Annotated in this window: 25 protein-coding genes, 3 tRNA genes and 1 other RNA gene; 16 read left to right on the top strand and 13 right to left on the bottom strand. The window is 72.7% G+C overall.

Annotated features, from left to right (window positions below; genetic code table 11):
- Window positions 1-47: 47 nt before the first annotated feature.
- Window positions 48-1,121, bottom strand: a complete 1,074-nt coding sequence (locus ACYVAP_RS07755) for an LLM class flavin-dependent oxidoreductase (protein WP_498860218.1) — start codon at window positions 1,119-1,121, stop codon at window positions 48-50.
- Window positions 1,122-1,334: 213 nt separating this feature from the next.
- Here ACYVAP_RS07755 and dusB point away from each other — a divergent pair, with 213 nt between their 5' ends.
- Genes dusB through dnaG form a run of 3 tightly spaced genes read left to right on the top strand, consistent with a single transcriptional unit; the run spans window position 1,335 to window position 5,940 of the window.
- Window positions 1,335-2,615 (top strand): tRNA dihydrouridine synthase DusB, encoded by a 1,281-nt coding sequence (gene dusB / locus ACYVAP_RS07760; RefSeq protein ID WP_498860219.1) that lies wholly within the window; start codon window positions 1,335-1,337, stop codon window positions 2,613-2,615.
- Window positions 2,616-2,618: 3 nt separating this feature from the next.
- Window positions 2,619-3,968: a deoxyguanosinetriphosphate triphosphohydrolase family protein gene (locus ACYVAP_RS07765; protein ID WP_498860220.1), complete on the top strand. Its 1,350-nt coding sequence runs from the start codon at window positions 2,619-2,621 to the stop codon at window positions 3,966-3,968.
- A 4-nt stretch (window positions 3,969-3,972) separates the two neighbouring features.
- On the top strand, window positions 3,973-5,940 hold the full coding sequence (gene dnaG, locus ACYVAP_RS07770; protein WP_498860221.1) for a DNA primase: 1,968 nt from the start codon (window positions 3,973-3,975) through the stop codon (window positions 5,938-5,940).
- Between the two features lie 196 nt (window positions 5,941-6,136).
- Here the strand turns inward: dnaG and ACYVAP_RS07775 are convergent.
- Window positions 6,137-6,210: transfer RNA gene (locus ACYVAP_RS07775), tRNA-Ile, on the bottom strand.
- A 264-nt stretch (window positions 6,211-6,474) separates the two neighbouring features.
- Between ACYVAP_RS07775 and ACYVAP_RS07780 the strand changes: the two genes are divergently transcribed.
- The 4 genes from ACYVAP_RS07780 to ACYVAP_RS07795 all read left to right on the top strand — a co-directional run bounded on the left by ACYVAP_RS07780 (window position 6,475) and on the right by ACYVAP_RS07795 (window position 8,192).
- Window positions 6,475-6,550: transfer RNA gene (locus ACYVAP_RS07780), tRNA-Asn, on the top strand.
- Window positions 6,551-6,630: 80 nt separating this feature from the next.
- Window positions 6,631-7,110, top strand: coding sequence for an OsmC family protein (locus ACYVAP_RS07785; RefSeq protein ID WP_498860222.1), 480 nt, complete (start codon window positions 6,631-6,633; stop codon window positions 7,108-7,110).
- Window positions 7,107-7,601 (top strand): peptide deformylase, encoded by a 495-nt coding sequence (locus tag ACYVAP_RS07790; RefSeq protein ID WP_498860223.1) that lies wholly within the window; start codon window positions 7,107-7,109, stop codon window positions 7,599-7,601. The genes ACYVAP_RS07785 and ACYVAP_RS07790 overlap by 4 nt, the downstream gene beginning before the upstream one ends.
- 99 nt (window positions 7,602-7,700) lie before the next feature.
- On the top strand, window positions 7,701-8,192 hold the full coding sequence (locus ACYVAP_RS07795; RefSeq protein ID WP_498860224.1) for a DUF3145 domain-containing protein: 492 nt from the start codon (window positions 7,701-7,703) through the stop codon (window positions 8,190-8,192).
- Window positions 8,193-8,347: 155 nt separating this feature from the next.
- Here the strand turns inward: ACYVAP_RS07795 and ACYVAP_RS07800 are convergent, their stop codons facing one another.
- The 5 genes from ACYVAP_RS07800 to aceE all read right to left on the bottom strand — a co-directional run bounded on the left by ACYVAP_RS07800 (window position 8,348) and on the right by aceE (window position 14,898).
- Entirely contained in the window at window positions 8,348-9,589 is a 1,242-nt protein-coding gene (locus ACYVAP_RS07800; protein WP_498860225.1) for a beta-ketoacyl-[acyl-carrier-protein] synthase family protein, read from the bottom strand.
- 82 nt (window positions 9,590-9,671) lie between these two features.
- Entirely contained in the window at window positions 9,672-9,920 is a 249-nt protein-coding gene (locus tag ACYVAP_RS07805) for an acyl carrier protein (protein ID WP_137770722.1), read from the bottom strand.
- Between the two features lie 131 nt (window positions 9,921-10,051).
- A complete protein-coding gene (locus tag ACYVAP_RS07810; protein ID WP_498860226.1) occupies window positions 10,052-11,053 on the bottom strand; it encodes a beta-ketoacyl-ACP synthase III in 1,002 nt (333 codons plus the stop codon).
- 2 nt (window positions 11,054-11,055) lie between these two features.
- Complete coding sequence (locus ACYVAP_RS07815) at window positions 11,056-12,039, bottom strand: ACP S-malonyltransferase (RefSeq protein WP_498860227.1); 984 nt, start codon at window positions 12,037-12,039, stop codon at window positions 11,056-11,058.
- 114 nt (window positions 12,040-12,153) lie between these two features.
- The gene (aceE, locus tag ACYVAP_RS07820; RefSeq protein WP_498860228.1) at window positions 12,154-14,898 is read right to left on the bottom strand and encodes a pyruvate dehydrogenase (acetyl-transferring), homodimeric type; all 2,745 of its coding nucleotides are present in this window, start codon (window positions 14,896-14,898) and stop codon (window positions 12,154-12,156) included.
- A gap of 336 nt (window positions 14,899-15,234) precedes the next feature.
- Between aceE and ACYVAP_RS07825 the strand changes: the two genes are divergently transcribed.
- Both ACYVAP_RS07825 and ACYVAP_RS07830 read left to right on the top strand, forming a co-directional pair.
- The gene (locus ACYVAP_RS07825) at window positions 15,235-15,651 is read left to right on the top strand and encodes a DUF3052 domain-containing protein (RefSeq protein WP_498860229.1); all 417 of its coding nucleotides are present in this window, start codon (window positions 15,235-15,237) and stop codon (window positions 15,649-15,651) included.
- A 51-nt stretch (window positions 15,652-15,702) separates the two neighbouring features.
- Window positions 15,703-15,775, top strand: a tRNA-Val gene (locus ACYVAP_RS07830).
- Between the two features lie 5 nt (window positions 15,776-15,780).
- Here ACYVAP_RS07830 and ACYVAP_RS07835 read toward each other — a convergent pair.
- Complete coding sequence (locus tag ACYVAP_RS07835; protein WP_498860230.1) at window positions 15,781-16,596, bottom strand: class I SAM-dependent methyltransferase; 816 nt, start codon at window positions 16,594-16,596, stop codon at window positions 15,781-15,783.
- Window positions 16,563-16,781 (bottom strand): hypothetical protein, encoded by a 219-nt coding sequence (locus tag ACYVAP_RS07840; RefSeq protein WP_137770727.1) that lies wholly within the window; start codon window positions 16,779-16,781, stop codon window positions 16,563-16,565. The genes ACYVAP_RS07835 and ACYVAP_RS07840 overlap by 34 nt, the downstream gene beginning before the upstream one ends.
- Window positions 16,782-16,968: 187 nt before the next feature.
- Here ACYVAP_RS07840 and ACYVAP_RS07845 point away from each other — a divergent pair, with 187 nt between their 5' ends.
- Genes ACYVAP_RS07845 through ACYVAP_RS07860 form a run of 4 tightly spaced genes read left to right on the top strand, consistent with a single transcriptional unit; the run spans window position 16,969 to window position 20,233 of the window.
- Window positions 16,969-18,261 carry an aminotransferase class V-fold PLP-dependent enzyme gene (locus ACYVAP_RS07845; protein WP_498860231.1) on the top strand — a complete coding sequence of 431 codons (1,293 nt, stop codon included), beginning with the start codon at window positions 16,969-16,971 and terminating at the stop codon, window positions 18,259-18,261.
- 11 nt (window positions 18,262-18,272) lie between these two features.
- Window positions 18,273-18,731, top strand: coding sequence for a Fe-S cluster assembly sulfur transfer protein SufU (gene sufU, locus ACYVAP_RS07850; protein WP_259359836.1), 459 nt, complete (start codon window positions 18,273-18,275; stop codon window positions 18,729-18,731).
- Complete coding sequence (locus ACYVAP_RS07855; RefSeq protein WP_498860232.1) at window positions 18,731-19,594, top strand: Nif3-like dinuclear metal center hexameric protein; 864 nt, start codon at window positions 18,731-18,733, stop codon at window positions 19,592-19,594. The genes sufU and ACYVAP_RS07855 overlap by 1 nt, the downstream gene beginning before the upstream one ends.
- Window positions 19,595-19,597: 3 nt before the next feature.
- On the top strand, window positions 19,598-20,233 hold the full coding sequence (locus tag ACYVAP_RS07860; protein WP_498860233.1) for an AAA family ATPase: 636 nt from the start codon (window positions 19,598-19,600) through the stop codon (window positions 20,231-20,233).
- Here the strand turns inward: ACYVAP_RS07860 and ACYVAP_RS07865 are convergent.
- On the bottom strand, window positions 20,203-21,060 hold the full coding sequence (locus ACYVAP_RS07865) for a YaaA family protein (RefSeq protein ID WP_498860234.1): 858 nt from the start codon (window positions 21,058-21,060) through the stop codon (window positions 20,203-20,205). The two genes, ACYVAP_RS07860 and ACYVAP_RS07865, sit on opposite strands and share 31 nt — an antisense overlap.
- 56 nt (window positions 21,061-21,116) lie before the next feature.
- Here ACYVAP_RS07865 and rnpB point away from each other — a divergent pair.
- Window positions 21,117-21,473: RNase P RNA component class A (gene rnpB, locus ACYVAP_RS07870), an RNA gene on the top strand.
- A gap of 64 nt (window positions 21,474-21,537) precedes the next feature.
- Here rnpB and ppgK read toward each other — a convergent pair.
- Both ppgK and map read right to left on the bottom strand, forming a co-directional pair.
- Entirely contained in the window at window positions 21,538-22,329 is a 792-nt protein-coding gene (gene ppgK / locus ACYVAP_RS07875) for a polyphosphate--glucose phosphotransferase (RefSeq protein ID WP_137770733.1), read from the bottom strand.
- 113 nt (window positions 22,330-22,442) lie between these two features.
- Window positions 22,443-23,330 (bottom strand): M24 family metallopeptidase, encoded by an 888-nt coding sequence (gene map / locus ACYVAP_RS07880; protein ID WP_498860235.1) that lies wholly within the window; start codon window positions 23,328-23,330, stop codon window positions 22,443-22,445.
- Between the two features lie 36 nt (window positions 23,331-23,366).
- Here map and ACYVAP_RS07885 point away from each other — a divergent pair, with 36 nt between their 5' ends.
- The gene (locus ACYVAP_RS07885; protein ID WP_137770735.1) at window positions 23,367-23,555 is read left to right on the top strand and encodes an SPOR domain-containing protein; all 189 of its coding nucleotides are present in this window, start codon (window positions 23,367-23,369) and stop codon (window positions 23,553-23,555) included.
- A gap of 30 nt (window positions 23,556-23,585) precedes the next feature.
- Here the strand turns inward: ACYVAP_RS07885 and panB are convergent, their stop codons facing one another.
- Window positions 23,586-24,413: a 3-methyl-2-oxobutanoate hydroxymethyltransferase gene (gene panB / locus ACYVAP_RS07890; protein ID WP_498860236.1), complete on the bottom strand. Its 828-nt coding sequence runs from the start codon at window positions 24,411-24,413 to the stop codon at window positions 23,586-23,588.
- Between the two features lie 161 nt (window positions 24,414-24,574).
- Between panB and ACYVAP_RS07895 the strand changes: the two genes are divergently transcribed.
- Complete coding sequence (locus ACYVAP_RS07895; protein WP_498860237.1) at window positions 24,575-25,165, top strand: hypothetical protein; 591 nt, start codon at window positions 24,575-24,577, stop codon at window positions 25,163-25,165.
- The last annotated feature ends 4 nt before the right edge of the window (window positions 25,166-25,169 follow it).

A 25,169-nucleotide genomic window follows, 5' to 3' on the forward strand; every position in this document is an offset into this window, starting at 1 on the left:
GGCCTCGTCCGTTCGCGGTCCGCTCCGGGCCGTGGTGGCCGGTCGCGTCAGGCCCCGCGCAGCAGCGGGACGACCTGCTCAGCCCAGGTGGTGAGGATCCGGCGCACCACGGGGTACGGATGGCCGAAGGGGAGGGCGAGCACGAGCTCGTCCGCCGCGGCGAGCGCGCGGTCCTCCGCGAGGAAGGCGGCCACGGCCTCCGGGGCGTCCGCGACGACGCGGCCGAAGGCGACGGCCATGCCGCCGATCCCCGCGCCGCCCTCGCGCATCGCCTGCTGGCGGGAGCGGTCGCGCTCGATGAGGTCCGCGAAGGCCTCGAGGTCCGCGGGATCGGCGACCGGGAGCATCTGCCGGCTCGCTGAGACATGCCCCTCGCCGTGACCGGCTGCGCGGCTCGCGGCGCGGTACGCCTCGATGACCGCGAGCTGGAGCTCCTCGAAGGAGCGGCCCGCCTCTCCGGGCTGGAGCGTGGAGACCTGCAGGCCGATGCCGAGCTTCCCGGCGCGCTCCGCGCTCGCCACCGATCCCGCACCGTAGGCGATCCGGGAGCGCAGCGAGGCCACCTGCGGGCGGATCCGCAGCGGCGTGCCCTCCGCCTCGGTCTCGAAGAACTCGTCCGCCGTGGAGACCTGCTCGCCGCCCACGAAATCCAGGAGGTCGTGGAGCACGGCGTCCACGCGGGGGCGCACGCCCTCGGGCACGGGGCCGAAGGCGCGCTCGTTGACGTGGTCCTGTTTCGCGTAACCGGAGCCGACCCCGATCCGCAGGCGGCCGCTCACCAGGAGGTCCGTCGTCGCGAGGTCCTCGGCGAGCCGTCCCGCGTTCTCGAAGCGCAGCGGGATGAGCGCGGTGCCGAGAATCAGGGTCGAGGTGCGCTGTCCGGCGGCGGCGAGGAAGGGCAGCGGGGAGGAGAGGTAGTCCTGCAGGTGGCGGTGCCGCACGTAGCCGTTGTCCAGGCCCATGCCCTCGGCCCGCGCGAAGAGGTCCAGGCCGTCGTCGAGCCCGTGGGAGCGGCCGCCGGCGGCGTCGATGCCGGTGTGGTCGACGAAGGCCAGGAACCCCATGCCGAGATGGGCGAGGGGTCCTGCCGCGGGGGCGGGGGAGTCGGCGGGGGAGGTCATGGCTGCTCCTCATGGCCGGGCGCATGCCGACCAGGGTGATTGAAGGGTCAAGAACAGCCTAGGTCCCCGCCGCCGGGCCCGCACCCCCGGGTCATCGGGCGTCATCGGCCCTCGTCCCGCCGAGAACGGCCGGCCCTCCCCAGGACAGCCGGATGCACATCACCCCAGCGGCGCCTCCCGCGCGACGGGCCCGGGTGGGACAATCGGCAGACGATGACCCTTCTCCACGACGCCCCCACCTCACCGGACGGCTCCGCGCCCGGCACCGCCGCGAGAGCCGACGCGAGGTCGGCAGCCCCCGCCGGATCCGTGCCCGCCCCGGCGCAGGGCTCCCGCGAGCGACGGCCGCTGACGATCGGCCCGCTCACCGTCGACACCCCCGTCATGCTCGCGCCGATGGCCGGCGTCACGAACATGGCCTTCCGCGTGCTGTGCCGCGAGTTCGGTGCCCGGCACAGCGTCGACGACGGCGGCCTGTTCCCCACCGAGATGGTCACCACGCGCGCCCTCATCGAGGACCACACCGAGTCCTGGCGCCTGCTGCGGATGGCCGATCGCGAGCGCCCGCGCTCCGTGCAGCTCTACGGGGTCGACCCGACCGTCGTCGCCCGCAGCATCGAGATGATCCTCGAGCGGGACGCCGCGGACCACATCGACCTCAACTTCGGCTGCCCCGTGCCCAAGGTGACCCGTCGCGGAGGAGGCGGCGTGCTGCCCTGGAAGGACGAGCTGTTCACCCGCATCCTCCGCGCCGCGGTCGACGCCGCCGGGGACGTGCCCGTCACGCTCAAGACCCGCAAGGGCGTGGACGACGCCCACCTCACGTACCGCGACGCGGGCCTCATCGCCCAGGAGGTCGGCGCGGCCGCGATCACCCTGCACGGCCGCACCGTCAAGGAGCAGTACTCCGGCACCGCCGACTGGACCTCGATCGCCGACCTCAAGCAGACCGTCACCGACATCCCGGTGCTCGGCAACGGCGACGTGTGGTCCGCCGAGGACGCCCTGCGGATGATGGACGAGACCGGGGCCGACGGCGTCGTCGTCGGCCGCGGCTGCCAGGGCCGGCCGTGGCTCTTCGCCGATCTCGCCGCCGGGTTCTCCGGCAGCGACGAACGCGTGCGCCCGGGTCTCGGCGACGTCGCGGCGATCGTGCGCCGCCACGCGGAGCTGCTCGCCGAGTTCTACGAGGATGAGGGCCGCGGCGTCCGCGACCTGCGCAAGCACGTCGCCTGGTACTTCAAGGGCTACCCCGTCGGCGGGGACATGCGTCGTCGCCTGACCACCATGGAGTCCCTCGCGGACCTCGACGAGAAGCTCGCGGACCTCGACCTGGACGCGCCGTACCCCGGCGAGGCCGTGGAGGGACCGCGCGGGCGCAGCGGGCACGCCCGCAACGCCGTCGTGCCCCAGGGCTGGATGGACAGCCGCTCGCTGAGCGCCGATCACCGGGAGAGCCTCCACGAGGCCGAGCTCGACGTCTCGGGGGGCTGAGGGATGAGCACCACCGCCGCCTCCTCGACCTCCGCCGCGGCGCCCGCGCGCGCGGCCCGGGTCCCCGTCGGCTACACGGAGCCCGACCTCGAGCGCTGGGCCCCCGAGGAGCCCAAGTCCGAGGCCCGCACGCCCTTCCAGCGCGACCGGGCACGGGTCCTGCACTCCTCCGCGCTGCGCCGCCTCGGCGCGAAGACGCAGGTCCTCGGCGCCGGCTCCGACGACTTCGTCCGCACCCGTCTCACCCACTCCCTCGAGGTGGCCCAGGTGGGTCGTGACATCGGCGCCGAGCTCGGCTGCGACCCCGACGTCGTCGACGCCGCCTGCCTCTCCCACGACCTCGGCCACCCGCCCTTCGGCCACAACGGCGAGAAGGTCCTCGACGCGATCGCCGAGGACTTCGGCGGCTTCGAGGGGAACGCGCAGACCCTCCGCCTGCTCACCCGGCTCGAGCCCAAGGTCATCGACGAGGACCGTCCCTACGGCCTGAACCTCACCCGCGCCGGGGTGGACGCCGCGATCAAGTACCCCTGGGCCCGAGCCGAGGGACCGGACCCGGCCTCCCCGAAGTTCGGAGCCTACGCGGACGACCTCGACGTCTACACCTGGGCGCGAGAGGGCGCGATCCCGGGGCGCAAGTGCTTCGAGGCGCAGGTCATGGACCTCGCCGACGACATCGCCTACTCCGTCCACGACGTCGAGGACGCCGTCACCGGCGGGACCCTGGACCTGCGACGCCTGCGGGACCCGATGGAGCGGGCCGCGGCGCTCTACGTCGTCCAGGACTGGTACGTGCCCGGCGAGTCGATCGCCGCACTCGACGAGGCGCTCGGCCGGCTCGAGGCGGAGCCCTGGTGGGTGCTCGACTTCACCGGCGACATGCGCTCCGCCGCCGCGCTCAAGGACATGGCCAGCCAGCTGATCGGCCGCTTCACCCGGGCCGTCGTGACGACCACCCGGGAGCGCCACGGCGACGCCCCGCTCGCCCGCTACCGCGGCCAGGCGGAGCTGCCCGAGGAGTCCCGCCTCGAGATCGCCGTGCTCAAAGGCCTCGCGGCCGCGTACGTCATGTCCTCCGCCTCGCAGCAGCCCGTCTACGAGCGGCAGGAGGAGATCATCCGCGACCTCTACGCGCAGCTGTGGAACACCGGCACCACGCACCTCAGCCCGCTCTTCGCCGAGCTGTGGGAGGCCGCGGAGGACGACGACGCCCGCCGCCGCGTGATCGTGGACCAGATCGCCTCCTACACCGACGTCACCGCCGGGCGCCTCCACGAGCGGCTCTTCGACCGCGGCGCCACGCACGTCACCGCGGCGGACACCCCGCTGCCCGGCCTCGGCGCGGAGCTCTGAGCCCGTGGCCCAGGGACTGATCCGACGCTCCGACGTGGAGCTCGTGCGCGAGCGGGCACGGCTCGACGAGGTGGTGGGGGAGCACGTCACCCTGCGCGGCGCCGGCATCGGCTCGATGAAGGGCCTGTGCCCCTTCCACGACGAGAAGACCCCGAGCTTCCACATCCGGCCCCAGCTGGGCCACTGGCACTGCTTCGGCTGCGGCGAGGGCGGGGACGTCATCGCCTTCGTCCAGAAGATCGACCACCTGAGCTTCGTCGAGGCCGTCGAGATGCTCGCCGCGAAGTACGGCGTGCAGATCCAGTACGAGGAGAGCGGCAAGGGCGGCGGCGACCGTCCCGACTTCGGCACCCGCCGCCGTCTCCTGGACGCGCACGCGATCGCGGAGGAGTACTACCGCGAGCAGCTCGGCACCGAGGCCGCGGAGATCGGCCGGCGCTTCCTCACCGAGCGCGGCTTCGACCGCGAGGCGGCCGAGCGCTTCGGCGTCGGCTTCGCCCCCGAGGGCTGGGACTCGATCACGAACGTGCTCCGGGGCCGCGGCTTCACCGAGGCGGAGCTCACCGCGAGCGGCCTCGTCTCCGCGGGCCAGCGCGGGGTCTACGACCGCTTCCGCGGGAGGCTCGTCTGGCCGATCCGCGACATCACCGGCAACACGATCGGCTTCGGCGCCCGTCGCCTGCTCGAGCAGGACAAGGGCCCCAAGTACCTGAACACGCCGGAGACGGCGATCTACCACAAGTCCAGCGTGCTCTACGGGCTGGATCTCGCCCGCAAGGAGATCGCGACCCAGCACCGGGTCGTCGTCGTCGAGGGCTACACCGACGTCATGGCCGCGCACCTCGCCGGTGTCACCACCGCCGTCGCCTCGTGCGGCACCGCCTTCGGCGCGGACCACGTGAAGATCGTGCGCCGCGTCATGGGCGACTCGAACCCCTCGGCCGGGCTGCGCCTGAACACCGACGGTCGCGGCCTCGCCGGCGAGGTCGTCTTCACCTTCGACGGCGACGCCGCCGGGCAGAAGGCCGCGCTGCGCGCCTTCGAGGAGGACCAGCGCTTCGTCGCTCAGACCTACGTGGCCGTCGAGCCGAGCGGCATGGACCCCTGCGAGCTGCGGATCGCCCACGGCGACCAGGCCGTCGTGGACCTCGTGGAGTCCCGCCGCCCGCTGTTCGAGTTCGCGATCCGCAGCGCGATCGCGCAGGTGGACCTCGACACCGTCGAGGGACAGGTGACGGCGCTGCGCATGGCGGCGCCGGTCGTCGCCGGGATCCGGGACCGGGCGATGCGCCCCGAGTACGCACGGCGGCTCGCCGGCTGGCTCGGCATGGACGAGCGGACGGTGCTGCGCGCCGTGCACGACGCCGCCCGCTCCGAGGGGCGCAGCGGTGGCCGCCACGCCGAGACGGTCGAGCCGCCCTCGGGGACCCGCCCTCCCGAGGAGGACGAGGCCCCCGCACTGCCGGTGCCGCGCCTCGCGGACGTCGTCAGCCGCCGCGACCCGGTCGGACAGGTCGAGGTGCAGTCCCTCGCCGTCATGCTCCAGGCCCCGCAGCTGCTCGACGAGGCGAAGGTCGCCGCCCTCCCGGACGACGCCTTCCACGTCCTCTCCCTGCAGGGCGTGTGGGACGTCATGCTCGCCGCCGGCACCCTGCTCGACGCGGTCTCCGGTGCCCTGCACCCTGCCCGCTACCTCGAGCAGGTCCTCGAGATCGCGGGGGAGACGGTGCGCCCGCTCATCGTGGAGATCGCGAACCTCGAGCTGCCCGCGCGCACCGAGCCGGCCCTCGAGAAGCTCGGCGACTCGCTCATGGACCGGCTCACGGAGCTGTCGATCACGCGCGAGTACTCGGTGCTCAAGCAGCGCCTGCAGCGGACGGATCCCTCGGACGGCGAGCGCTATCAGGAGATCCTCGGCCGTCTCGCCCAGGTGCAGGAGCGTCGTCGCTCGCTCCGGGGCGCGGGCGATTAGCCGCCCTCGGCCCCTCCGTCCCCCGATGCCCGGGCGCGGCCTCCGCCTCGCCGGCACCCTCGAGGGGGTGCGGGGGCCGACGGCGGCAGGCTCGGACCGTCTCCGCGCGTCGACCAGGTCGAGCGTGGGTGAGGAGGCGATCCTCGATCTCCTCGGCACGGGCCGGCCGACGAGCTCGGGGTGCGCCGGAGCGGAGTAGCCCAGGAGGGGCTTGAACCCTCGACCGACGGATTATGAGTCCGCTGCTCTGACCGGCTGAGCTACTGGGCCTCGGCCCTGCAGGAGGGCCGCGCTGAATCTACCACCGGGCTGCAGGCCCTCGTCGCACAGGGCGGCCCGCCGCTCGGGCGCCCTCTCGTCCCGGGTGGTTGAGCCCGAGCTGCTCGTGCGGGCCTCCACCGACCCCTCCGCCCCGAAGAGCCCGATGGACGGCGCGCTGCGCCCCACCGAGTCGTGATTTAGGGCATAGTCACCGGTCGGAGGCCGATTCGGGATGCGAGGAGGCCGGAGGCTTGCTAGAGTCGTCCAGGTCGATCCCGCGTAGCTCAATCGGCAGAGCATTCGACTGTTAATCGAACGGTTACTGGTTCAAGTCCAGTCGCGGGAGCCAGTATCACCGAGAACAGCCCCGGCCCAGCGCCGGGGCTGTTCTCGTTCCCCATCCCACCCCTCCGTCACCCGGGAGATCCCATGGTCCTGCCCCACGACAGCTTCCCGCTCCCCGAGGGCGTCACCGAGGCGAGCGTCTGGGTGGACCGCGTGGGCGAGCGGTCGCTCGTGGGCCGCAACCAGCGCGGCGTCGAGATCCCCATCGGCTCCGGTGAGGGGCAGGTCAACCCCGGCGAGCTGCTGAAGATCGCGCTGCTCGGCTGCGCGGGCATGAGCTCGGACCGCACCCTCGCGCGCCGCCTCGGCGAGGAGTTCCCGATGCGACTGTGGGCGCACGACGAGTCCGACGCCGAGCAGGACCGCTACCTCCGCATCGGCGAGGAGATCCAGCTCCCCCTCGAGGGCCTGGACGAGAAGGAGATCGCCGCGGTCGTGAAGGTGTTCGGCCGTGCGGTCGCCGCCGCCTGCACCGTCGAGCGCAGCATCGTCCCGGGGGTCGAGGTCACGCACCGGATCCTCGGCGCCGAGGGCGAGACCGTCACGGAGGAGGACGCCCGATGAGCATCCGCCCCATCCGGATCGTCGGCGATCCCGTGTTGCGCACTCCCTGCGATCCCGTCCGCGAGATCACGGACTCCACGCGCCGCCTCGTGGCGGACCTCGTGGACACCGTCGACGACGAGGGCCGCGCGGGGGTCGCCGCGAACCAGATCGGCGTCTCCGTGCGCGCCTTCTCCTGGAACCTCCCGGACCTCGAGCAGCCGCTGGGCTGCATCCTCAACCCCGTCATCGTCGAGCTCTCGGACGAGCTGCAGGACGGGGACGAGGGCTGCCTCTCCGTCCCGAACCTCTGGTTCCCGCGCACCCGCTCCGCCTACGCGCGCTGCGTCGGCATGGACGTCGAGGGGCAGGAGATCGAGCTCGAGGGGGAGGGGATCATCGCGCGCCTCATCCAGCACGAGGTGGGCCACCTCGACGGGGCGCTGTACATCGACGGCCTCGAGCGCTCCGTGCGCAAGCAGGCGTTGCGCGCCATCCGCGAGACCCTCTAGTCTGTCCCCGGGCCTCGGTCCGCCACCTGCAGTCCATCGCAGCCTGCATCCTGTCCGCCGATTCGTGGGGAAGACGTCTCGGAGACCGGAAGGAACGCGATGACCCAGGGTGTTGTCCACATCCACTCCGCCCCGCGCGCCCTCACCCCTCACATTGAGTGGGCCGCGAGCGGAGTCCTCGGCATGCCGTGCCGCATCCGCTGGGAGGAGCAGCCCGCCCACCGCGGGATGCTCCGCGGCGAGATGACCTGGCGCGGCCGGGAGGACACCGGCGCCCGCCTCGTGAGCGCCCTGCGCGGCATGCACGAGGTGCGCTTCGAGGTGACCCAGGAGGCCACCACCCGGCAGGACGGCTCTCGCTGGAGCTGCACCCCCGACCTCGGCATCCACTACGCCATGACCGATCGCGCCGGCAACACGGTGCTCGGTGAGGACCAGGTGCGCGGCGCGATGGAACGGGCGGGCGCGGATCCCACGGCACTGCACCGCGAGCTCGGCATCGCGCTCGGCGAGCCCTGGGACGAGGAGCTCGAGATCTACCGGCACGGCGCCGAGGGCGCACCGATGCGCTGGCTCCATCGCGTGGGCTGAACCGCCCACCGGCGCCCGATGGCGCCGCCACCTCCTGCCGGTCGTCGGAGCCGCCGCGCGCCACCACCTGTCGGACGGTCCCCGCGCCGCCCGCCCCTCGCGCAGAGCGCCCCGCCCGGATCACCGGGACGGGGCGTTCTGCGTGACGGGTCGAATCAGGCGCTCGTGAACATCACGGCCACGTCGTGACCGCCGAACCCGAAGGCGTTGTTCAGGACCGCGAGATCACCCGAGGGGAGCTCCGCCGGCGCATTCTGCGCGACCCGCATCGGGGTCTCGGGGTCGAGGTTCTCGATGTTGATCGTCGGCGGGGCGATGCGGTGGTGCGCCGCGAGCACGGAGAAGACCGACTCGAGCGCGCCCGCGCCGCCCAGGAGGTGACCGGTCATCGACTTCGTCGAGGTGACGACGAGCTGGTCGGTGACGCCTCCGAGGGCCTGGGAGACGGCGTTCAGCTCGCCGATGTCGCCGAGCGGGGTCGAGGTGCCGTGGGCGTTGACGTGCTTGACGTCCCCCGCCTCGAGACCGGCGTCCTCGAGCGCCTCTCGCACCGCGCGGGCCTGGCCCTCCGCGGAGGGGGCGGAGATGTGGTGCGCGTCCGAGGCCATGCCGCGGCCGGCCACGTAGGCGTAGACGCGCGCACCGCGGGCGGCGGCGTGCTCCTCGGACTCGAGCACGAGCACGGCGGCGCCCTCACCGAGGACGAAGCCGTCGCGATCGGTGTCGTAGGGGCGGGAGGCGTGCTCGGGATCGTCGGTCCGCGTGGAGAGCGCGCGGATGTTCGCGAAGCCGGCGAGGGGCAGCGGGTGCACGCAGGACTCGGTGCCGCCCACGACGACCACGTCGGCGCGGCCGGAGCGGATCATGTCGAAGCCCTGGGCGACGGCCTCCGCGCCGGAGGCGCACGCGGAGACGGGGGTGTGCGCCCCGGCCTTCGCGCCGAGCTCGATCTCGATGTGCGCGCTCGAGGAGTTCGCCATGAGCATCGGGACGGTGAAGGGGTTCACGCGGCGGGCGCCGCGCTCCCGGACCACGTCCCACTGGTCCAGGATCGTCCAGACGCCGCCGATGCCGGTGCCGATGACGACGCCGAGGCGCTCACCGGGCACCTCGGGGGTGCCGGCGTCGGACCACGCCTCGCGCGCGGCGATGAGGGCGAACTGGCCGGAGGGGTCGAGCTTCTTCGCCTCGGGACGGGCGAGCACGTCGAACGGGTCGATCGTGACCTCGCACGCGAAGTCCACGGCGAGGCCGTAGCGCTCCTTCCAGTCGTTGTCGAGGGTGTGGGCCGTCGACGTGCCCTTGAGCGCGTTCTCCCAGGTGGTGGCGATATCGCCGCCGAGGGGGTTGACGGTGCCGAGACCGGTGACGGCGACACGGGGGCGAGGAGCGGTCATCTGGACCTCCGGAACGACGGGGACGGGAAGGGGCGAGGTGCAGCGACGCCCGGGACCAGAGGCCCCGGGCGCCAGGAGCGGGTCAGGACTGGGCGCCCGCGATGTAGGTGACGGCGTCGCCGACGGTGACGAGGTTCTTGACCTCTTCGTCGGGGATGCGGACGTCGAACTTCTCCTCGGCGTTGACGACGATGGTCATCATCGAGATGGAGTCGATGTCGAGGTCGTCGGTGAAGGACTTGTCGAGCTTGACGTCCTCCGTGGCGACACCGGTCTCCTCGTTGACGATCTCGGCGAGGCCCTCGAGGATCTCGTTCTCGGTGCTGGCCATGGGTGCTCCTTGTGGGTCGGTTTCTCTGGCGGGGACAGACTACCCGCGACGGACGGAGTCCGAGCGGTGATGGTCCGTCCTGGTCCGGCGCGGCGTGACGGTCACGACATGCCGCACCGGGTGGCGGGTGCTCAGGGGAGCACGATCACCTGGCCGGCGTAGGCGAGGCCCGCGCCGAAGCCGAACTGCACGAGGACGTCACCGCTGCTCGCGGAGCCCTCCTCGAGCAGACGATGGGTCGCGAGCGGGATCGACGCGGCCGAGGTGTTCCCGGTCTCCGCGATGTCCCTCCCGATGACGACGCGCTCGGGCAGCTTCAGCTGCTTGGCGAGCTCGTCGATGATGCGCATGTTCGCCTGGTGCGGCACGAACACGTCGATGTCGTCGACGGTCAGGCCGGACAGCTCGAGCATCTCGCGGATCTTCTCCGCGGTGTGCCACACGGCCCAGCGGAACACGGTGCGGCCGTCCTGCTCGAGCGTGGGCCACTCGGCGGTGCCGTCGCGGTAGTCGATCATCGACCCGGTCATCCGGATCGTGCTCCAGTTGTCGCCGTCGGAGCCCCACACGGTCGGGCCGATCAGCGGCTCGTCGCTCGCGCCGACCACGGCCGCGCCCGCGCCGTCGCCGAGCAGGAACGAGATCGAGCGATCGGTGGGGGAGACGAAGTCCGAGAGCTTTTCCGCGCCGATGACCAGCACGTTCCGGGCGCTGCCCGAGCGGATCAGCGCGTCCGCCTGGCCGATGCCGTAGGCGAAGCCCGCGCACGCGGCGGAGATGTCGTAGGCGATGACGTCGGGACGGCCGAGCTCCCCGGCGAGCAGGGTCGCGAGCGACGGGGTCGGGTAGGGGAACGATATCGTCGAGACGATGATCGCGTCGAGGGTCTCGAGGTCGATGCCGGAGCGCTCGATCGCCTCCTTCGCCGCGGCGAGGGAGAGGTCCTTGACGCCCACCTCGCGGGACGCGCGGGTGCGGGTGACGATGCCGGTCCGCTGGCGGATCCACTCGTCGGAGGAGTCGATGGGGCCCACGAGGTCGTCGTTGGGGACCACCAGGTCGCCGCGGGCGGCGCCGTAGGCGAGCACCCGGGAGCCGGCGACGACGGGCTGGGTCTTCAGCGCGGGTGCCATGGTCAGTCCTCCTGATGCGCGCTGGAGCGGTCGTCGGAGCCCGAGGAGAACAGTCCGTGCTCCGCGACGAAGGCCCGTGCGGCCTCGAGATCGTCGGGGGTGTTGAGGTTCATCAGAGCGACGCCCTTCAGCTCCCGCTTGGCGAGGCCGGTGAGCGTCCCCGCGGGGGCCACCTCGAGGATCCCGGTCACCTGCTTCTGCGCGAAGACCCCCATGCAGGACTCCCAGTCCACCGGAGCGGAGACCTGGTCGACGATCAGCTCGAGGTAGCGGGAGCCCGTGGTCACGATCTCGCCGCCCGCGTTGGACACCAGCGGGCACTGCGCCAGGGGATCCGAGACCGTCAGGCCGGGGGCGAAGGCGGCGAGCTCCTCCCGGGCCCCGGCCATGAAGGCGGTGTGGAAGGCCCCCGCGACCTGCAGCGGGATGACGCGGGCACGAGCCGGAGGGTTCTCCACGAGGGCCTGGATCTGCGCGGCGGTGCCCGCGGCGACCACCTGGGCGGCGGAGTTCAGGTTCGCCGGCGCCAGATCGTGCTCGCGGATCGCTGCGATGACCTCGTCGCGCACTCCGCCTACGACCGCGGCCATCGAGGTCGGCTCGGCCGCGGCGGCGGTCGCCATGGCCCGGGAGCGCACGGCGACCAGTCGCATCGCGTCCTCGGCCGTGAGAACACCGGACAGGGCCGCGGCGGTCACCTCGCCCACGCTATGACCGGCGAGCAGATCCGCCTGCGCGCCGGCCGCGAAGCCGTCCCCTTCGGTGAGGCAGTCCGCGGCGGTCAGACCCGCGGCGACCAGCAGCGGCTGGGCCACCGCGGTGTCGCGGATGGTCTCCGCATCGGACTCGGTGCCGTGGCGGAGAAGGTCGACGCCCGCGGCCTCGGAGAGCCCGGAGAGGGACGCCTCGACGCCGGGCAGCTCGAGCCACGGGGCGAGGAAGCCGGGCTTCTGCGCCCCCTGTCCGGGGCAGACGATCGCGAGCACGGGGACCTCCAAGGGAGTGGACGGGGCGGGCCGACCGGACGGCGGGACCCGCGGGGGTGAGGGGAGACGGCACCGGGCCGCCCGTCCCGGAGGACGGACGGCCCGGTGCGTGGATCAGGACTCGCCGCCGAACGACCCGGACTGGCCGGCGTTCACGTTCGTCAGGTCGTACTTGTCGAGCGCCTGGCGGACCACCGACGGGTCCACCTTGCCCTCGCGGGCGAGCAGCTGCAGAGCCTTGACGACCATGGAGTGCGCGTCGATCTTCAGGTGGCGTCGGGCGGCCGGACGGGTGTCGGAGAAGCCCCAGCCGTCGGCGCCGAGCACGCCGTAGCTGCCCGGGACCCACTCGCGGATGAGGTCCGGGACCAGGAAGTCGTAGTCGCTCGAGGCGACGAACGGCCCGGTCACGCCCTGCAGGCGGGAGGAGATCCACGGGGTGCGCTGGTCCTCGGGGTGGAGCAGGTTGTGCTTCTCCGCCTCGAGGGCCTCCTTGCGCAGCTCCGTCCAGGAGGTCACGGACCACACGCTCGCGCGCACGCCCCAGTCCTCCGCGAGGATCTCGCGGGCGTGGCGGGCCCACGGCACGCCGACGCCGGAGGAGAGCAGCTGGACCTCGGGACCCTCGCTCTCCGCGGCGCCCTCGAGCAGGTACATGCCCTTGAGCAGACCCTCGACGTCGAGCCCCTCGGGCTCGGCCGGCTGCACGATCGGCTCGTTGTAGACGGTGAGATAGTAGAAGACCTCCTGGAGGCGGGTCTCGTCCTCCCCGTACATCCGCTGCAGGCCGTCGCGCAGGATGTGCCCGATCTCGTAGCCGTACGCCGGGTCGTAGATGACCGTGCCCGGGTTGGTGTAGGCGAGGATCGGGGAGTGGCCGTCCATGTGCTGGAGGCCCTCGCCGGCGAGGGTGGTCTTGCCGGCGGTCGCTCCGATGACGAAGCCCTTCGCCATCTGGTCGCCGGCGGCCCAGAAGAAGTCGCCGGTGCGCTGGAACCCGAACATCGAGTAGAAGATGTAGAGAGGGATCATCGGCAGGTCATGGGTGGAGTACGAGGTGCCCGCCGCGGTGAACGCGGAGGTCGAGCTGATCTCGTTGATGCCCATGTGCTTGATCTGGCCCTGCACCGACTCCTTGTAGGCCAGGAGCAGGTCGCGGTCCACCGAGAGGTAGTTCTGGCCGTCGGGGTTGTAGATCTTCGCCGTCGGGAACAGCGAGTCCATGCCGAAGGTCCGCGCCTCGTCGGGGATGATCGGTACCCAGCGCTTGCCGCTCTGCTTGTCGCGCAGCAGGTCCTTGAGCAGTCGCACGAGCGCCATGGTCGTGGCGATCTCCTGCTTGCCGGAGCCGCGCTTGGCGACCTCCCAGACCTTCTCCTCGGGCATCGGCAGCGGGGTGTGCTCGGTGCGGCGCGAGGGCACCGCGCCGAGCTCGGCGCGACGGGACTCGAAGTAGCGCATGACCTCGGAGTCGGGCTCGGGCACGTAGAGCGGGGCGTCGTAGACGCTGCCGGACTCGAGCTGCTCGTCGGTGAAGGGGATGTTCAGGGTGTCGCGGAGGGCCTTGAGGTCCTCGAGCGTGAACTTCTTCATCTGGTGGGTCGCGTTGCGGCCCGCGAAGCTCTTGCCCAGGCGGTAGCCCTTGATGGTGTGCGCGAGGATCACCGTGGGCTGGCCCTTGTGGTCCATCGCGGCCTGGAAGGCGGCGTGGATCTTCCGGGTGTCGTGGCCGCCGCGGTTGAGCTTCCACCAGATGTCGTCGTCGGACATGTCCTCGACGAGCGCCTTCGTGCGCGGGTCGCGACCGAAGAAGTTGTCGCGGATGAAGCCGCCGTTCTCCGCCCGGTAGGTCTGGAAGTCGCCGTCCGGGGTGGAGTTCATGAGGTCGATGAGGGCGCCGTCGTCGGAGGCCTCGAGCAGCGGGTCCCAGCCCGCGCCCCAGATCACCTTGATGACGTTCCAGCCCGCACCGCGGAACTGCGCCTCGAGCTCCTGGATGATCTTGCCGTTGCCGCGCACCGGGCCGTCGAGGCGCTGCAGGTTGCAGTTCACGACGAAGGTGAGGTTGTCCAGGTGCTCCTTGGCGGCGATGTGCAGCGCGCCGCGGGACTCGACCTCGTCCATCTCGCCGTCGCCGAGGAACGCCCAGGTGTGCTGCTGGGAGGTGTCCTTGAGACCGCGGTTGTGGAGGTACTTGTCGAACGAGGCCTGCTCGATCGCGTTGACCGGGCCGATGCCCATCGAGACCGTCGGGAACTCCCAGAAGTCCTGCATCGCCCGCGGGTGCGGGTAGGACGGCATGCCGACGGGGCTGGACTTCTCCTGGCGGAACCCGTCGAGCTGCTCCTGGGTGAGGCGGCCCTGGAGGAAAGCGCGGGCGTAGATGCCGGGGGAGGCGTGGCCCTGGAAGAAGACGTGGTCGCCGCCGCCCTCGTGGTCACGGCCGCGGAAGAAATGGTTGAAGCCCACCTCGTACATCGTCGCGATCGAGGCGTAGCTCGAGAGGTGGCCGCCGACGGAGACGCCGGGGCGCTGGGCGCGATGGACGATCATCGCCGCGTTCCAGCGGTTGATGTCGCGGATCTCGCGCTCGAGGCGGAGGTCACCGGGGTACTCGGGCTGCTGATCCGCCGGGATCGTGTTGACGTAGTCCGTCGTCAGCGAATCGGGCAGGTGGAGATCCTGGTGGCGGGCATGCTGGATGAGGTTCTGGACGATCTCGGAGGCGCGGTCCTCACCGCGCTGCTCCACGAGGCCGTCGAAGGAGTCCAGCCACTCCCGCGTCTCCTCGGGATCAGGATCCTGCGCATGGCTGGGCAGGTTGATACCGATGGGACGAGGCGTCTCGAACGAACTCACACTGTCCTTCTCTCTACGGGAGGCGTCGGACCAGCCGACGGATGGTGCGACGGTGCGCCCGGACCTTCGGCCATGGTGCCCGCCAGCCTACCGTCGTGCGCACCGCTCCCGACGGTCCTGTCGGCCCCTGGGACCGTGAGAGACCCGACACGCGCCGCGGGTGGAGGAGGGCGGGCGGGCCGAGGATCCCGCCCCCGCCGGTGCGTGCCGACGGGCCGTGGGATAGCATCGACCTGCGCGCAGCAGTGCCTCTGGGCCTCTGTCCCCGGGCGTCCGCTCCGCATCCGGCGCCGCTCGTGCGCCGTCCGTCATCCCCGTCCCGTGAGGAGTCCGTTCTTGTCACCGTCGTCCGACGTCAATGCCACCAGCTCGCCCGTAGAGGTGATGGCCCTCTCGACGGGGCAGATCGTGCAGGAGTTCGGGTACGACGACGACGTCGACCTCGATCTGCGGGACGCGATCGAGGACGCCATCGGCGAGGAGCTCGAGGACGAGGACTGCCAGGAGATCGTCGACGCCGTCATCATGTGGTGGCGCGAGGAGGACGGCGACCTCACCGACGCCCTCATCAACACCCTGACCACCCTCACCGCGGGCGGGCCGATCTGGCTGCTGCTGCCCAAGGCCGGCCGTGACGGCCACGTCACCCCCGGCGAGGTCCAGGAGGCCGCGGGCACCGCGGGCCTGCGCGTCATGAGCACCGTGAGCCTCGCCGCGGACTGGACCGGCACCCGCCTCGCCTCCCGTCAGTGATCCACCGGCGCCGTCCTCCCGGGGCGGCGCCCACGGGGCCTCGCCCCGACGGGGTCGTTAGCTCAGCCGGTAGAGCGCCACGTTTACACCGTGGATGTCGGGGGTTCGAACCCCTCACGACCCACCCGATCAGCACCCTCGACGCAGGGCGAGCACTCCGGTGCGTCCGTCGAGCGCGCCGTGGAACCGGGCCGTGAGCGCCGGATCCGATGCCTTCCGTGCGAGCAGGGCGGCCTGCTCCCGGTGCAGCTCGAGCAGCAGCATCCCGCCCGGGGCGAGCCAGGTCGGCGCCTCGGTCACGAGCCGCCGCGCGAGGTCCAGCCCGTCCTCCCCGCCGTGCACCGCGAGCTCGCTCTCGTGCTCGCGCACCTCGCGGGGGAGGAGCGGCAGCGCCGTGGTCGGGACGTAGGGGGTGACCGCCGCGATCACGTCGACCGCGCCGCGCAGCGACGCTGGGAGCGCATCGAGCAGGTCCCCGCGGTGCACGCCGGCCGTGGGCGGCAGGTGGCGGTGTGCGTGGGCGAGCGGGACCGGGTCCACGTCCGCCACGTCCAGGGAGACGGTGGGCAGCGCACGGTGCACGACCGCGGCGATCGGGGCGATGCCGCAGCAGACCTCGACGAACCGGAGGTCGCGGGGCGAGGCGGGGTGACCGCGCAGGGCGGCGACCGCGAGCCGGGCGAGCAGGCGCGTGCGGCGCCGGGGCACGAAGCAGCCGGGGCCGAGCGGCAGCTGCAGCCCGCAGAACTCGACCTCGCCCACCACGTGCTCGAGCATGGCCCCGGCGATCCGGAGCGCGGCGAGCTCCTCGAGCTCCTCGGCGGAGCGGGCCCGGGAGAGGAGCAGCTGTGCCTCCTCCTCGGCGAAGACGCTGCCGGCGGTGCGCAGCCGCGCCGCGAGGGCGCTCGCGCTCAGGCGCTGCGCGTCAGCAGGTAGGCCAGGCACAGCGCTCCGACGACGATCACGACCACGAGCAGCCAGATGACGGCGGAGCGGGAGTCGCGCTCACGCTCGCGCTCCGATCGGGGTCGCGCCGCGTCGGCGCGCAGGGCGCGCACGGTGCGCGGGATCATCACCACCAGCGTGGTGACGATGGCGATCGCGAAGACGATGAGGATGACGGTGCCCACGGGCCCAGTCTGGCATCCCCGCCCTGCTCGTGTCCTGCACGGGTCCGACGGGTGCCCGCGATGCATGTCGCTCGGTGCGCGTGACCGCGGATGAGCCCGACGTGGCGTGCCCGACCCCGGCACCGCCGGCGGCGCCTCCCGTTCCTATACTGGAGGACCCCCAAGGTCCCCTATGGGAAGGCACCGCATGACCGCGCCGCAGGCGTCCACCGTCCCGTCCCCGCTCGACGTGGCCCGGATCCGGGAGGACTTCCCGATCCTCGGCCGCCGGCTCGACGAGACCACCCCGCTGATCTACCTGGACTCCGGAGCGACCGCCCAACGCCCCCAGCAGGTCATCGACGCCGAGGTCGCCTTCCTCCGTCACGACAACGCCGCCGTCAAGCGCGGGGCCCATCGCCTCGCCGAGGCCGCGACCGACGCCTACGAGACCGCGCGGGAGACCGTCGCCGGCTTCGTCGGCGCCACGCGACCCGAGGAGATCGCGTTCACGAAGAACGCGACCGAGGCGCTGAACCTCGTCGCCTACTCGCTGGGCAACGGGGACGCCTCGACGCCGGAGCGGCTGCGGGTGCGCGAGGGCGACGAGATCCTCGTGACCGAGATGGAGCACCACGCGAACCTCGTGCCCTGGCAGGAGCTCGCGCGGCGCACCGGCGCCACGCTGCGCTGGATCCCGCTCGGCGACGACTTCCACCTCGACCTCTCCGACCTGGGCTCCCTCCTCACCGAGCGCACCAAGGTGCTCGCCCTGACCCACCAGTCCAACGTGCTGGGCACCGTGAACCCGGTCGCCGAGCTCGCCGAGGCCGCCCACGCCGTGGGCGCGCTCGTGGTGCTCGACGCGTGCCAGTCCGTGCCTCACATGAGCGTGGACCTGCCGGGCCTCGGCGTGGACCTCGCCGCGTTCTCCGGGCACAAGATGCTGGGGCCGACGGGGATCGGCGCGCTCTGGGGACGCCACGAGATCCTCGAGCAGCTGCCGCCCTTCATCACCGGCGGATCCATGATCGAGACCGTGACCATGGAGCGCACGACCTACGCCGAGCCGCCGGCCCGCTTCGAGGCGGGCACCCCGATGATCTCCCAGGCCGTCGGGCTCGCCGCCGCCTGCGACTACCTCTCCGCGCTCGGCATGGACGCGGTCGCCGCCCATGAGCGCGAGCTCACCGACCGCGCCGTGCGGGGCCTCGCCGCCCTCCCCGGGGTGCGGATCCTGGGCCCTGGCCCCGGTCCGGACCGGGTGGGCGCCGTGTCCTTCGTCCTCGAGGGGCGCCACCCCCACGACGTGGGCCAGGTGCTCGACTCCCGCGGCGTCGAGGTGCGGGTGGGCCACCACTGCGCCTGGCCCCTGCACCGCCGCTACGGCGTGCCCGGCACCACGCGTGCCACCTTCTCCGTCTACACCACGCCGGAGGAGGTCGATGCGCTCGTCGAGGGCATGGGCGCCGTCATCGACTTCTTCGCCCGCTTCGAGTGATCGGAGACCCCATGGATCTCACCTCCCTGTACACCGACATCATCTTCGAGCACGACAAGCGCCCTCTCCACGCGGGGCTGCGCGAGCCCTTCGACGCCGAGGTCCACCACGTGAACCCCACCTGCGGCGACGAGATCACCCTGCGCGTGCACCTCGGCACCGGGGAGGACGGCGCCGTGCGCGTCGAGGACGTCTCCTACGACGCGACGGGCTGCGCGATGAGCCGCTCCTCCGCCTCGATCATGAGCGACCTGCTCATCGGGCGCACGCTCGCCGAGATCGAGCCGATCGCCGCCCACATGGACCAGGTCATGCATGCCCGCGGCAAGCAGGCCGGGGACGAGGAGATCATCGGCGACGGCATCGCGCTGGTGGGCGCCGCGAAGTTCCCCAACCGGGTGAAGTGCGTGCTCATGTCCTGGAAGGCGTTCCAGGCCGCGCTCGTCGAGACCCGCGTGCTGGGCGCCTGATGGGTGCCCCGGTGCTCGGCGACGTCGTCGGCGTCCTCGAGGAGGCCTACCCGCTCTCCTGGGCGGAGGACTGGGACCGCGCGGGCCTCGTGCTGGGGGAGCGGCAGGCGCCGGTGCGCTCCGTGCTGCTCGCCGTCGACCCGACGCTCGACGTGGCCCGCGAGGCGATCGACGGCGGTCACCAGCTGCTCGTCACCCACCATCCGCTGCTGCTGCGCGGCGCGAGCTTCCTCCCGGCAGACGACGGCAAGGGCGCGGTCGTCACCGCCCTGCTGCGCGCCGGCGTCGGCCTGTGGTGCGGGCACACGAACGTGGACCGCTCCACCCTCGGCACCGTCGGCGCCTGGATCCGGGCCCTCGACCTGCAGGACGCCCGCCCCCTCGGCGGCGGCGCCGAGGGACGGGACGCGACCGCCCGCGAGGGCGCCGGCCACGGCTCCTCCCGCTTCGGCCTGGGCGCCGTGGGCACGCTCCCCGCACCGATGAGCGTCGCCGCGCTCAGCGAGCGGATCGCCGGGATCGTCCCCGCGACAGCCCGCGGCATCCTCCGCACCGGCGACCCGGGCCGGATCGTCCGCACCCTCGCCGTCTGCCCCGGCGCGGGGGACTCCTTCCTCGCGGACGCCGCCGCGGTGGGGGCGGACGCCTACGTCACCTCGGACCTCCGCCACCATCCGGCCCTCGAACACGTGGAGTCCGCCGCGGACCCGCTCGCGGTCCCGGCGCTCGTGGACGTGCCGCACGCCGCGAGCGAGGCCCTGTGGCTCCCGCTCGCCCAGGAGCTGCTGACCGCGGCCCTTCCCGGTCTCGAGGTGGCCGTCTCCGCGCGCACCACCGATCCCTGGACCGGGCGCGCGGGCTGAGCCGTGGCCCGACTGGTCCTCCTCAACGGCGCGCCCGGGAGCGGGAAGTCGACGCTCGCCCGGGAGCTCGTCGCCGGCGACCCCGCCGCGCTCGCGATCGACGTCGACCAGATCAAGCACGGCCTCGGCTCCTGGCCCGGTGACCCGCAGCGGGCCGGGCTCCGGGCACGGGAGCTCGCCCTCGTGCTCGTCGAGGCGCAGCTCGCCGCCGGAGCCGATGCGGTGCTCGGGCAGTACCTCGCCCGGCCCGGGTTCCCCGCGGCGCTCGAGGAGGCGGCCCGCCACCACGGTGCCCGCTTCCACGAGCTCGTGCTCGATCTCGACGCCTCCGTGCTCGCCGCCCGGCTCGCGGCCCGTGCGGAACGACCGGACCGGCCCGAGCACCCGGTGAACAGCGTCCTCGCCGGGCCGACGGACGCGCCGCGGATGATCGCCTCGCTCGAGCGGATCGAGGAGATCCGCCCGCGGGCGCGGCGGATCGACGCCCGGGGCGGGATCGCGGAGGTGCGGGAGCGACTGCGCGCCGCGATCACCGCGGCGGAATCCGTCGACGATGCCACGGAGGACGACGGCGGCACGGAGGGCCCCGGCGGATCGGGGGAGGGGCCTCAGCCCACCGGGTCCACGACCACGAGCTGATCCCCGTCGAGCTCGACGCCGAGCGGCGCACCGGCGACCCCCGGCACCGCGGCGAGACGCTCGCGCAGCAGGTCCACGAGGGCGTCCGCGTCGCCGGGCAGCTCCGGGGCGGCGATCAGCTCCCGGGTGACGATCCCGCGGTAGCGCTTCGCATCGTGCGAGATCACCTTCCGCACGCCTCCCCGCTCCTGCACGGGTGCGACCTGCAGAACCCGCGCCCCGTGCCCGCTGCGCAGCGGGAGCATCGAGCGGTACGCCCCCGAGCGGGAGTCGACCACGAGCGGCGAGGGCCCCGCCCCCGTCTCCTCGAGCAGGCGCGTGCGCAGCGGCTTCAGGTGGGTGGACCACCAGGGCCCGGCCGCTCCGAGCCGCTGCACGCGGGACCCGGCGGAGAGCCGGTAGGCGGGCACGTGGTCCCCGGCGGCGTCGACGACGCCGAGCAGGGCGCTCATGATGAGCACCCGTCGGTCCTCGGGGATCACCGCGCCGGCGGAGAGCTGGTCGTAGAGCACCCCGGAGTAGACGGAGATGGCCGGCCCCGCGGGCTCCTCGTGGATCGCGGCCATCCGCGCCACGAGCTCGGGGGAGGAGGCGGGCACGCCGAGGCGCTCCCCGCCGTCGCGCCCCTCGGCGGTGCGCCGCGCCGCCCTCAGCATCGTCTCCCGCGCCCGCGCCAGCTCCGGGTGGGTGAGCGTCGACGGATCCAGCGGTGCGCTTCCGTCGGCGGGGCGGGTCTTCGTCTCGGAGGGCGGCAGCAGCATGAGCACCCGTCCATTGTCCCGGGCCGCGGCGTCGGGGCCGGCAGGCGGGGCGGAGAGCTTGCGCACGCCGCGACCGTGCCCGGCGCAGGGCAGGGACTCGCGGGCGTAGGATCCTGGGCGGACCAGTCGGCCGGGCAGTCGCGTCCCCGCACTCGTGCGGGGCCGAGGAAAGTCCGGGCTCCGTCTGGCACGGTGGTGGGTAACGCCCACCCGGAGTGATCCGCGGGACAGTGCCACAGAGAGCAGACCGCCTCCCCGCCCTCGGGCGGGGCGGTAAGGGTGAAAGGGTGGTGCAAGAGACCACCGCGGTCTCGGTGACGAGGCCGGCACGGTAAACCCCACCGGGAGCAAGGTCGGACAGGGCGCGTTCGAGGGTGCCAGCCCGAGCGTCCGGGTGGACCGCTGGAGGTCGTCGGCAACGGCGATCCGAGAGGGATGACTGTCGAACACAGAACCCGGCTTACAGGCCGGCTGGTCCGCTCGACATGGACGGGCCCGGACGCGAGAGCGTCCGGGCCCGTTCCTCGTCGGCGGGGGCGGTCCTCAGTCCGAGGACGCCGCCTTCTTCGCCCGCTTGGCCTCCTTGCGGGCCAGCGCCGCGGCGCCGATGATCCCGGCCTCGTTGCGCAGCTTCGCGGGCACGATCGGGGTCTTCAGGTCCAACAGCGGCAGGTACTTCTCGTGGTGCTTGGAGACGCCGCCGCCCACGACGAACAGGTCGGGGCTGAAGAGGAACTCGATGTGCGCGTAGTACTCCTGCAGGCGCGCCGCCCAGGTCGTCCAGTCGAGGTCCTCGCGGTCCCGGGCGGAGTCCGCCATGTACTTCTCGGCGTCCATGTCGTGGAGCAGCACGTGCCCGAGCTCCGTGTTGGGCACGAGCTCGCCGTCGTTGAACACCGCGCTGCCCACGCCGGTGCCGAGCGTGGTCACGATGACGACGCCCTTCTGCTTGCGGGCCGCGCCGAACTCGGCCTCGGCGATGCCGGCGGCGTCCGCGTCGTTGACCACGAACACGTCGTGGCCGGTGCGCTCGGTGAACAGGGCGTCGGCGTCCGTGCCGATCCAGGAGTCGTCCACGTTCGCCGCGGTGCGGGCGATCCCGTGCTGGATGACCGCCGGGAAGGTGACGCCCACCGGCATGCCGGCGGGGACGTCGAAGGAGTCCAGGAGGTCGCGGACGGTGTCCGCGACGGCATCGGGGAGGGACGGCTGGGGGGTCGGGATGCGCACGCGGTCCGCGGCGAGCTTCCCCTTGCGCAGATCGACGGGGGCGCCCTTGATGCCGCTGCCGCCGATGTCGATGCCGAAGGCCGTCTTCTGCTTGTCAGAGCTCACGATGGGTCCTCGTCCCGGTCCGCCGGGTCCGGGGCCGTCCGACGGGCGGCCGCGAGGGACAGTATGCCGAAGATCTCCTCGCGGCACGGACCCCGTCCTGCCCGTCGGCCCGTTCAGACGACCGTGAGCAGCTCCGGCCCGTCCTCGGTGATCACGAGGGTGTGCTCGAACTGCGCGGTGAAGCCGCGGTCGCGGGTGACGACGGTCCAGCCGTCGTCCCACTGCTCCCACGCCTGCGAGCCGAGCGTGACCATCGGCTCGACCGTGAGCGTCATGCCCTCGGCGATGACGTCGTCGAACATGGGCGCCGAGTCGTAGTGGGGGATGACCAGCCCGTTGTGGAAGCCCTCCGCCACGCCGTGACCGGTGTAGTCGTGCACGGACTCGTAGCCGAAGCGGCGCACGAACTTCTCGATGACCCGGCCGATGACGTTGACCTCGCGGCCGGGCTTCGCGGCGCGGATGCCGCGCATCATCGCCTCCTCGGAGCGGGTGACGAGCCCGTCGACGCGCGGGTCGACCTCGCCCACCCGGAAGGTGGCGTTGGTGTCGCCGTGCACGCCGTGCAGGAAGGCGGTGACGTCGACGTTGAGGATGTCGCCCTCCTCCATGACCGTCGAGTCGGGGATGCCGTGGCAGATGACCTCGTTGAGGCTCGTGCAGCACGACTTCTCGAAGCCGAGGTAGCCGAGGGTCGAGGGATACGCGCCCTCGGAGAGGAGCACCTCGTGGACGACCGCGTCGATCGCGTCGGTCGTCACCCCGGGGCGCGCGGCCTCGCCGGCGGCCTGCAGGGCGAGGGCCGCGACGCGGGAGGCCTCGCGGACGCGGGCGATGACGTCGGGCGTCTGGACGTAGGGACCGGAGTCGGAGACCGCCTCGTCCTTGCCGACGTACTCGGGGCGCTCGATGCTCGCGGGCACGCTGCGCCGGGGGGAGAGCTCGCCGGGCACCAGCTCCGCGCGTCCCTCCGGACGGATCCATTGCTGCTCTACAGTCATGGGCACCATCCTCTCAGCTCTGGGAAGGAGCACACCGTGAGCGAGCCCACGCCGTTCTACTACAACCTGGACACGAAGCAGGTCGAGGAGGGGCACCAGTCCCCGGGGAGCCAGCTGATGGGTCCCTACGCCTCCCGCGAGGAGGCGCAGCACGCGCTCGAGAAGGCCGCCGCGCGCAACGAGTCCTGGGACCGCGACGACGCGGCCTGGGACGCGGAGGACTGACCTCCGCGGATCAGCCCTCCCGGCCCGGGGTCACTCGAAGGAGTGCTCCGGGCCCGGGTAGGCGCGGGAGGTGACCGCGGCGCGGTACTCCTCCGCCGCGGTCTGCAGCTGACCGCGCAGGTGCGCGAAGGTGCGCACGAAACGGCCCTCGAAGCCGGAGAGGCCGGCCATGTCCTGCCACACGAGCACCTGGCCGTCGCAGTCGGGGCCGGCGCCGATCCCGATCGTCGGCACCGCGACCACCTCGGTGATGCGGGCGGCGACCGCGGCGGGCACGAGCTCGAGCACGATCGCGGAGACCCCGGCCTCCTGGAGGGCGATGGCGTCGTCGGCGAGCTGATCGGCCCCGGCGGTCTCCCGGCCCTGGACGCGATGCCCGGAGAGGGCGTTCACGGACTGCGGCGTGAAGCCCAGGTGGCCGATGACGGGGATCCCCGCGGCGACGAGCGCCCGCACCTGCGGCACGATCTCGTGGCCGCCCTCGAGCTTCACGGCCTCGGCGCCCGCCCGGATCAGCTCGACGCCGTGGCGCACGGCGTCCTCGGGGCCGGTCTGGTAGGTGCCGAAGGCGAGGTCCGCGACGACGAGCGGGCGGTGCACGCTGCGGGCGACCGCGCCCGTGAAGGTCAGCATGTCCTGGTGGGTGGTCGACGTGGTCGAGGCGTACCCGAGCACGGCGGTGCCCACCGAGTCGCCCACGAGCAGCACGTCGATGCCCGCGGCCTCGAAGACCTGCGCGGAGACCTGGTCGTACGCGGTGAGCATCGTGAACGGGCGACCGCGCTCCTTCGCGTCCAGCAAGTGGCGCAGGCGGATCTTGGCCGGGCCGGAGGTCGGGGGTGTCGGGGCGCTGCTCACGGGGTCTCCTGGGCGGGTCGGTGACGGACGGCTCCCATTGTGCCCGCGCAGGGCGGGACGTGGGGACCTCTCCCCATGGTGGGCGCCCGCAGGGCTGTGGCAGGCTGACGCTCACAGGGGACGCACAGCAGGTGGGTCCCTCCGGGGAACAGGGAACACCGATGACCACCATGATCCGCAGGAACGCCCGCCGCGGGGCCGTCGCGCTCGGAAGCCTGGCCGTGGTGCTCGGCGCCGCCGCGTGCGGCGGCAGCTCCGACGACGCCGCCGCGCCGGAGGAGAAGACCACCGAGGCCGCCAGCGCCGCCGAGGAGGCCGGGGACGACGCGGCCGCCGCCGAGGACAGCGCCTCCGACGAGGGCGGCGCCGCGAGCGAGGACGCCGGTGACGACGCCGCGGCCTCCGGCCCGCTGTCCGAGGAGGACCTCACCGCCGCGAGCCAGGCGTTCGTCGACTTCCTCACCGCGGCCGTCGAGGGCGACTCGGAGAAGGCGTGCGGGCTCATCAAGGATCCGACCACGGGAGATGCCTTCGCCTCGAGCAACCTCGAGACCTGCAAGTCGCAGTTCGGGTCGATGACGAAGGCGTACGAGGGTCAGGACTCGAGCCTGTTCACCACCGAGACGGTGACGGCGGCGGACAACGGGGACGGCACCGCCGCGATCTCGTTCAACGGCCAGGACATGGGCATCTCGATGTCCAAGGGCTCCGCGGGCAGCTGGCTCGTGGACACCTCCACCGCCACGAGCTGAGCCC

This window comes from Brachybacterium horti (assembly GCF_054777615.1).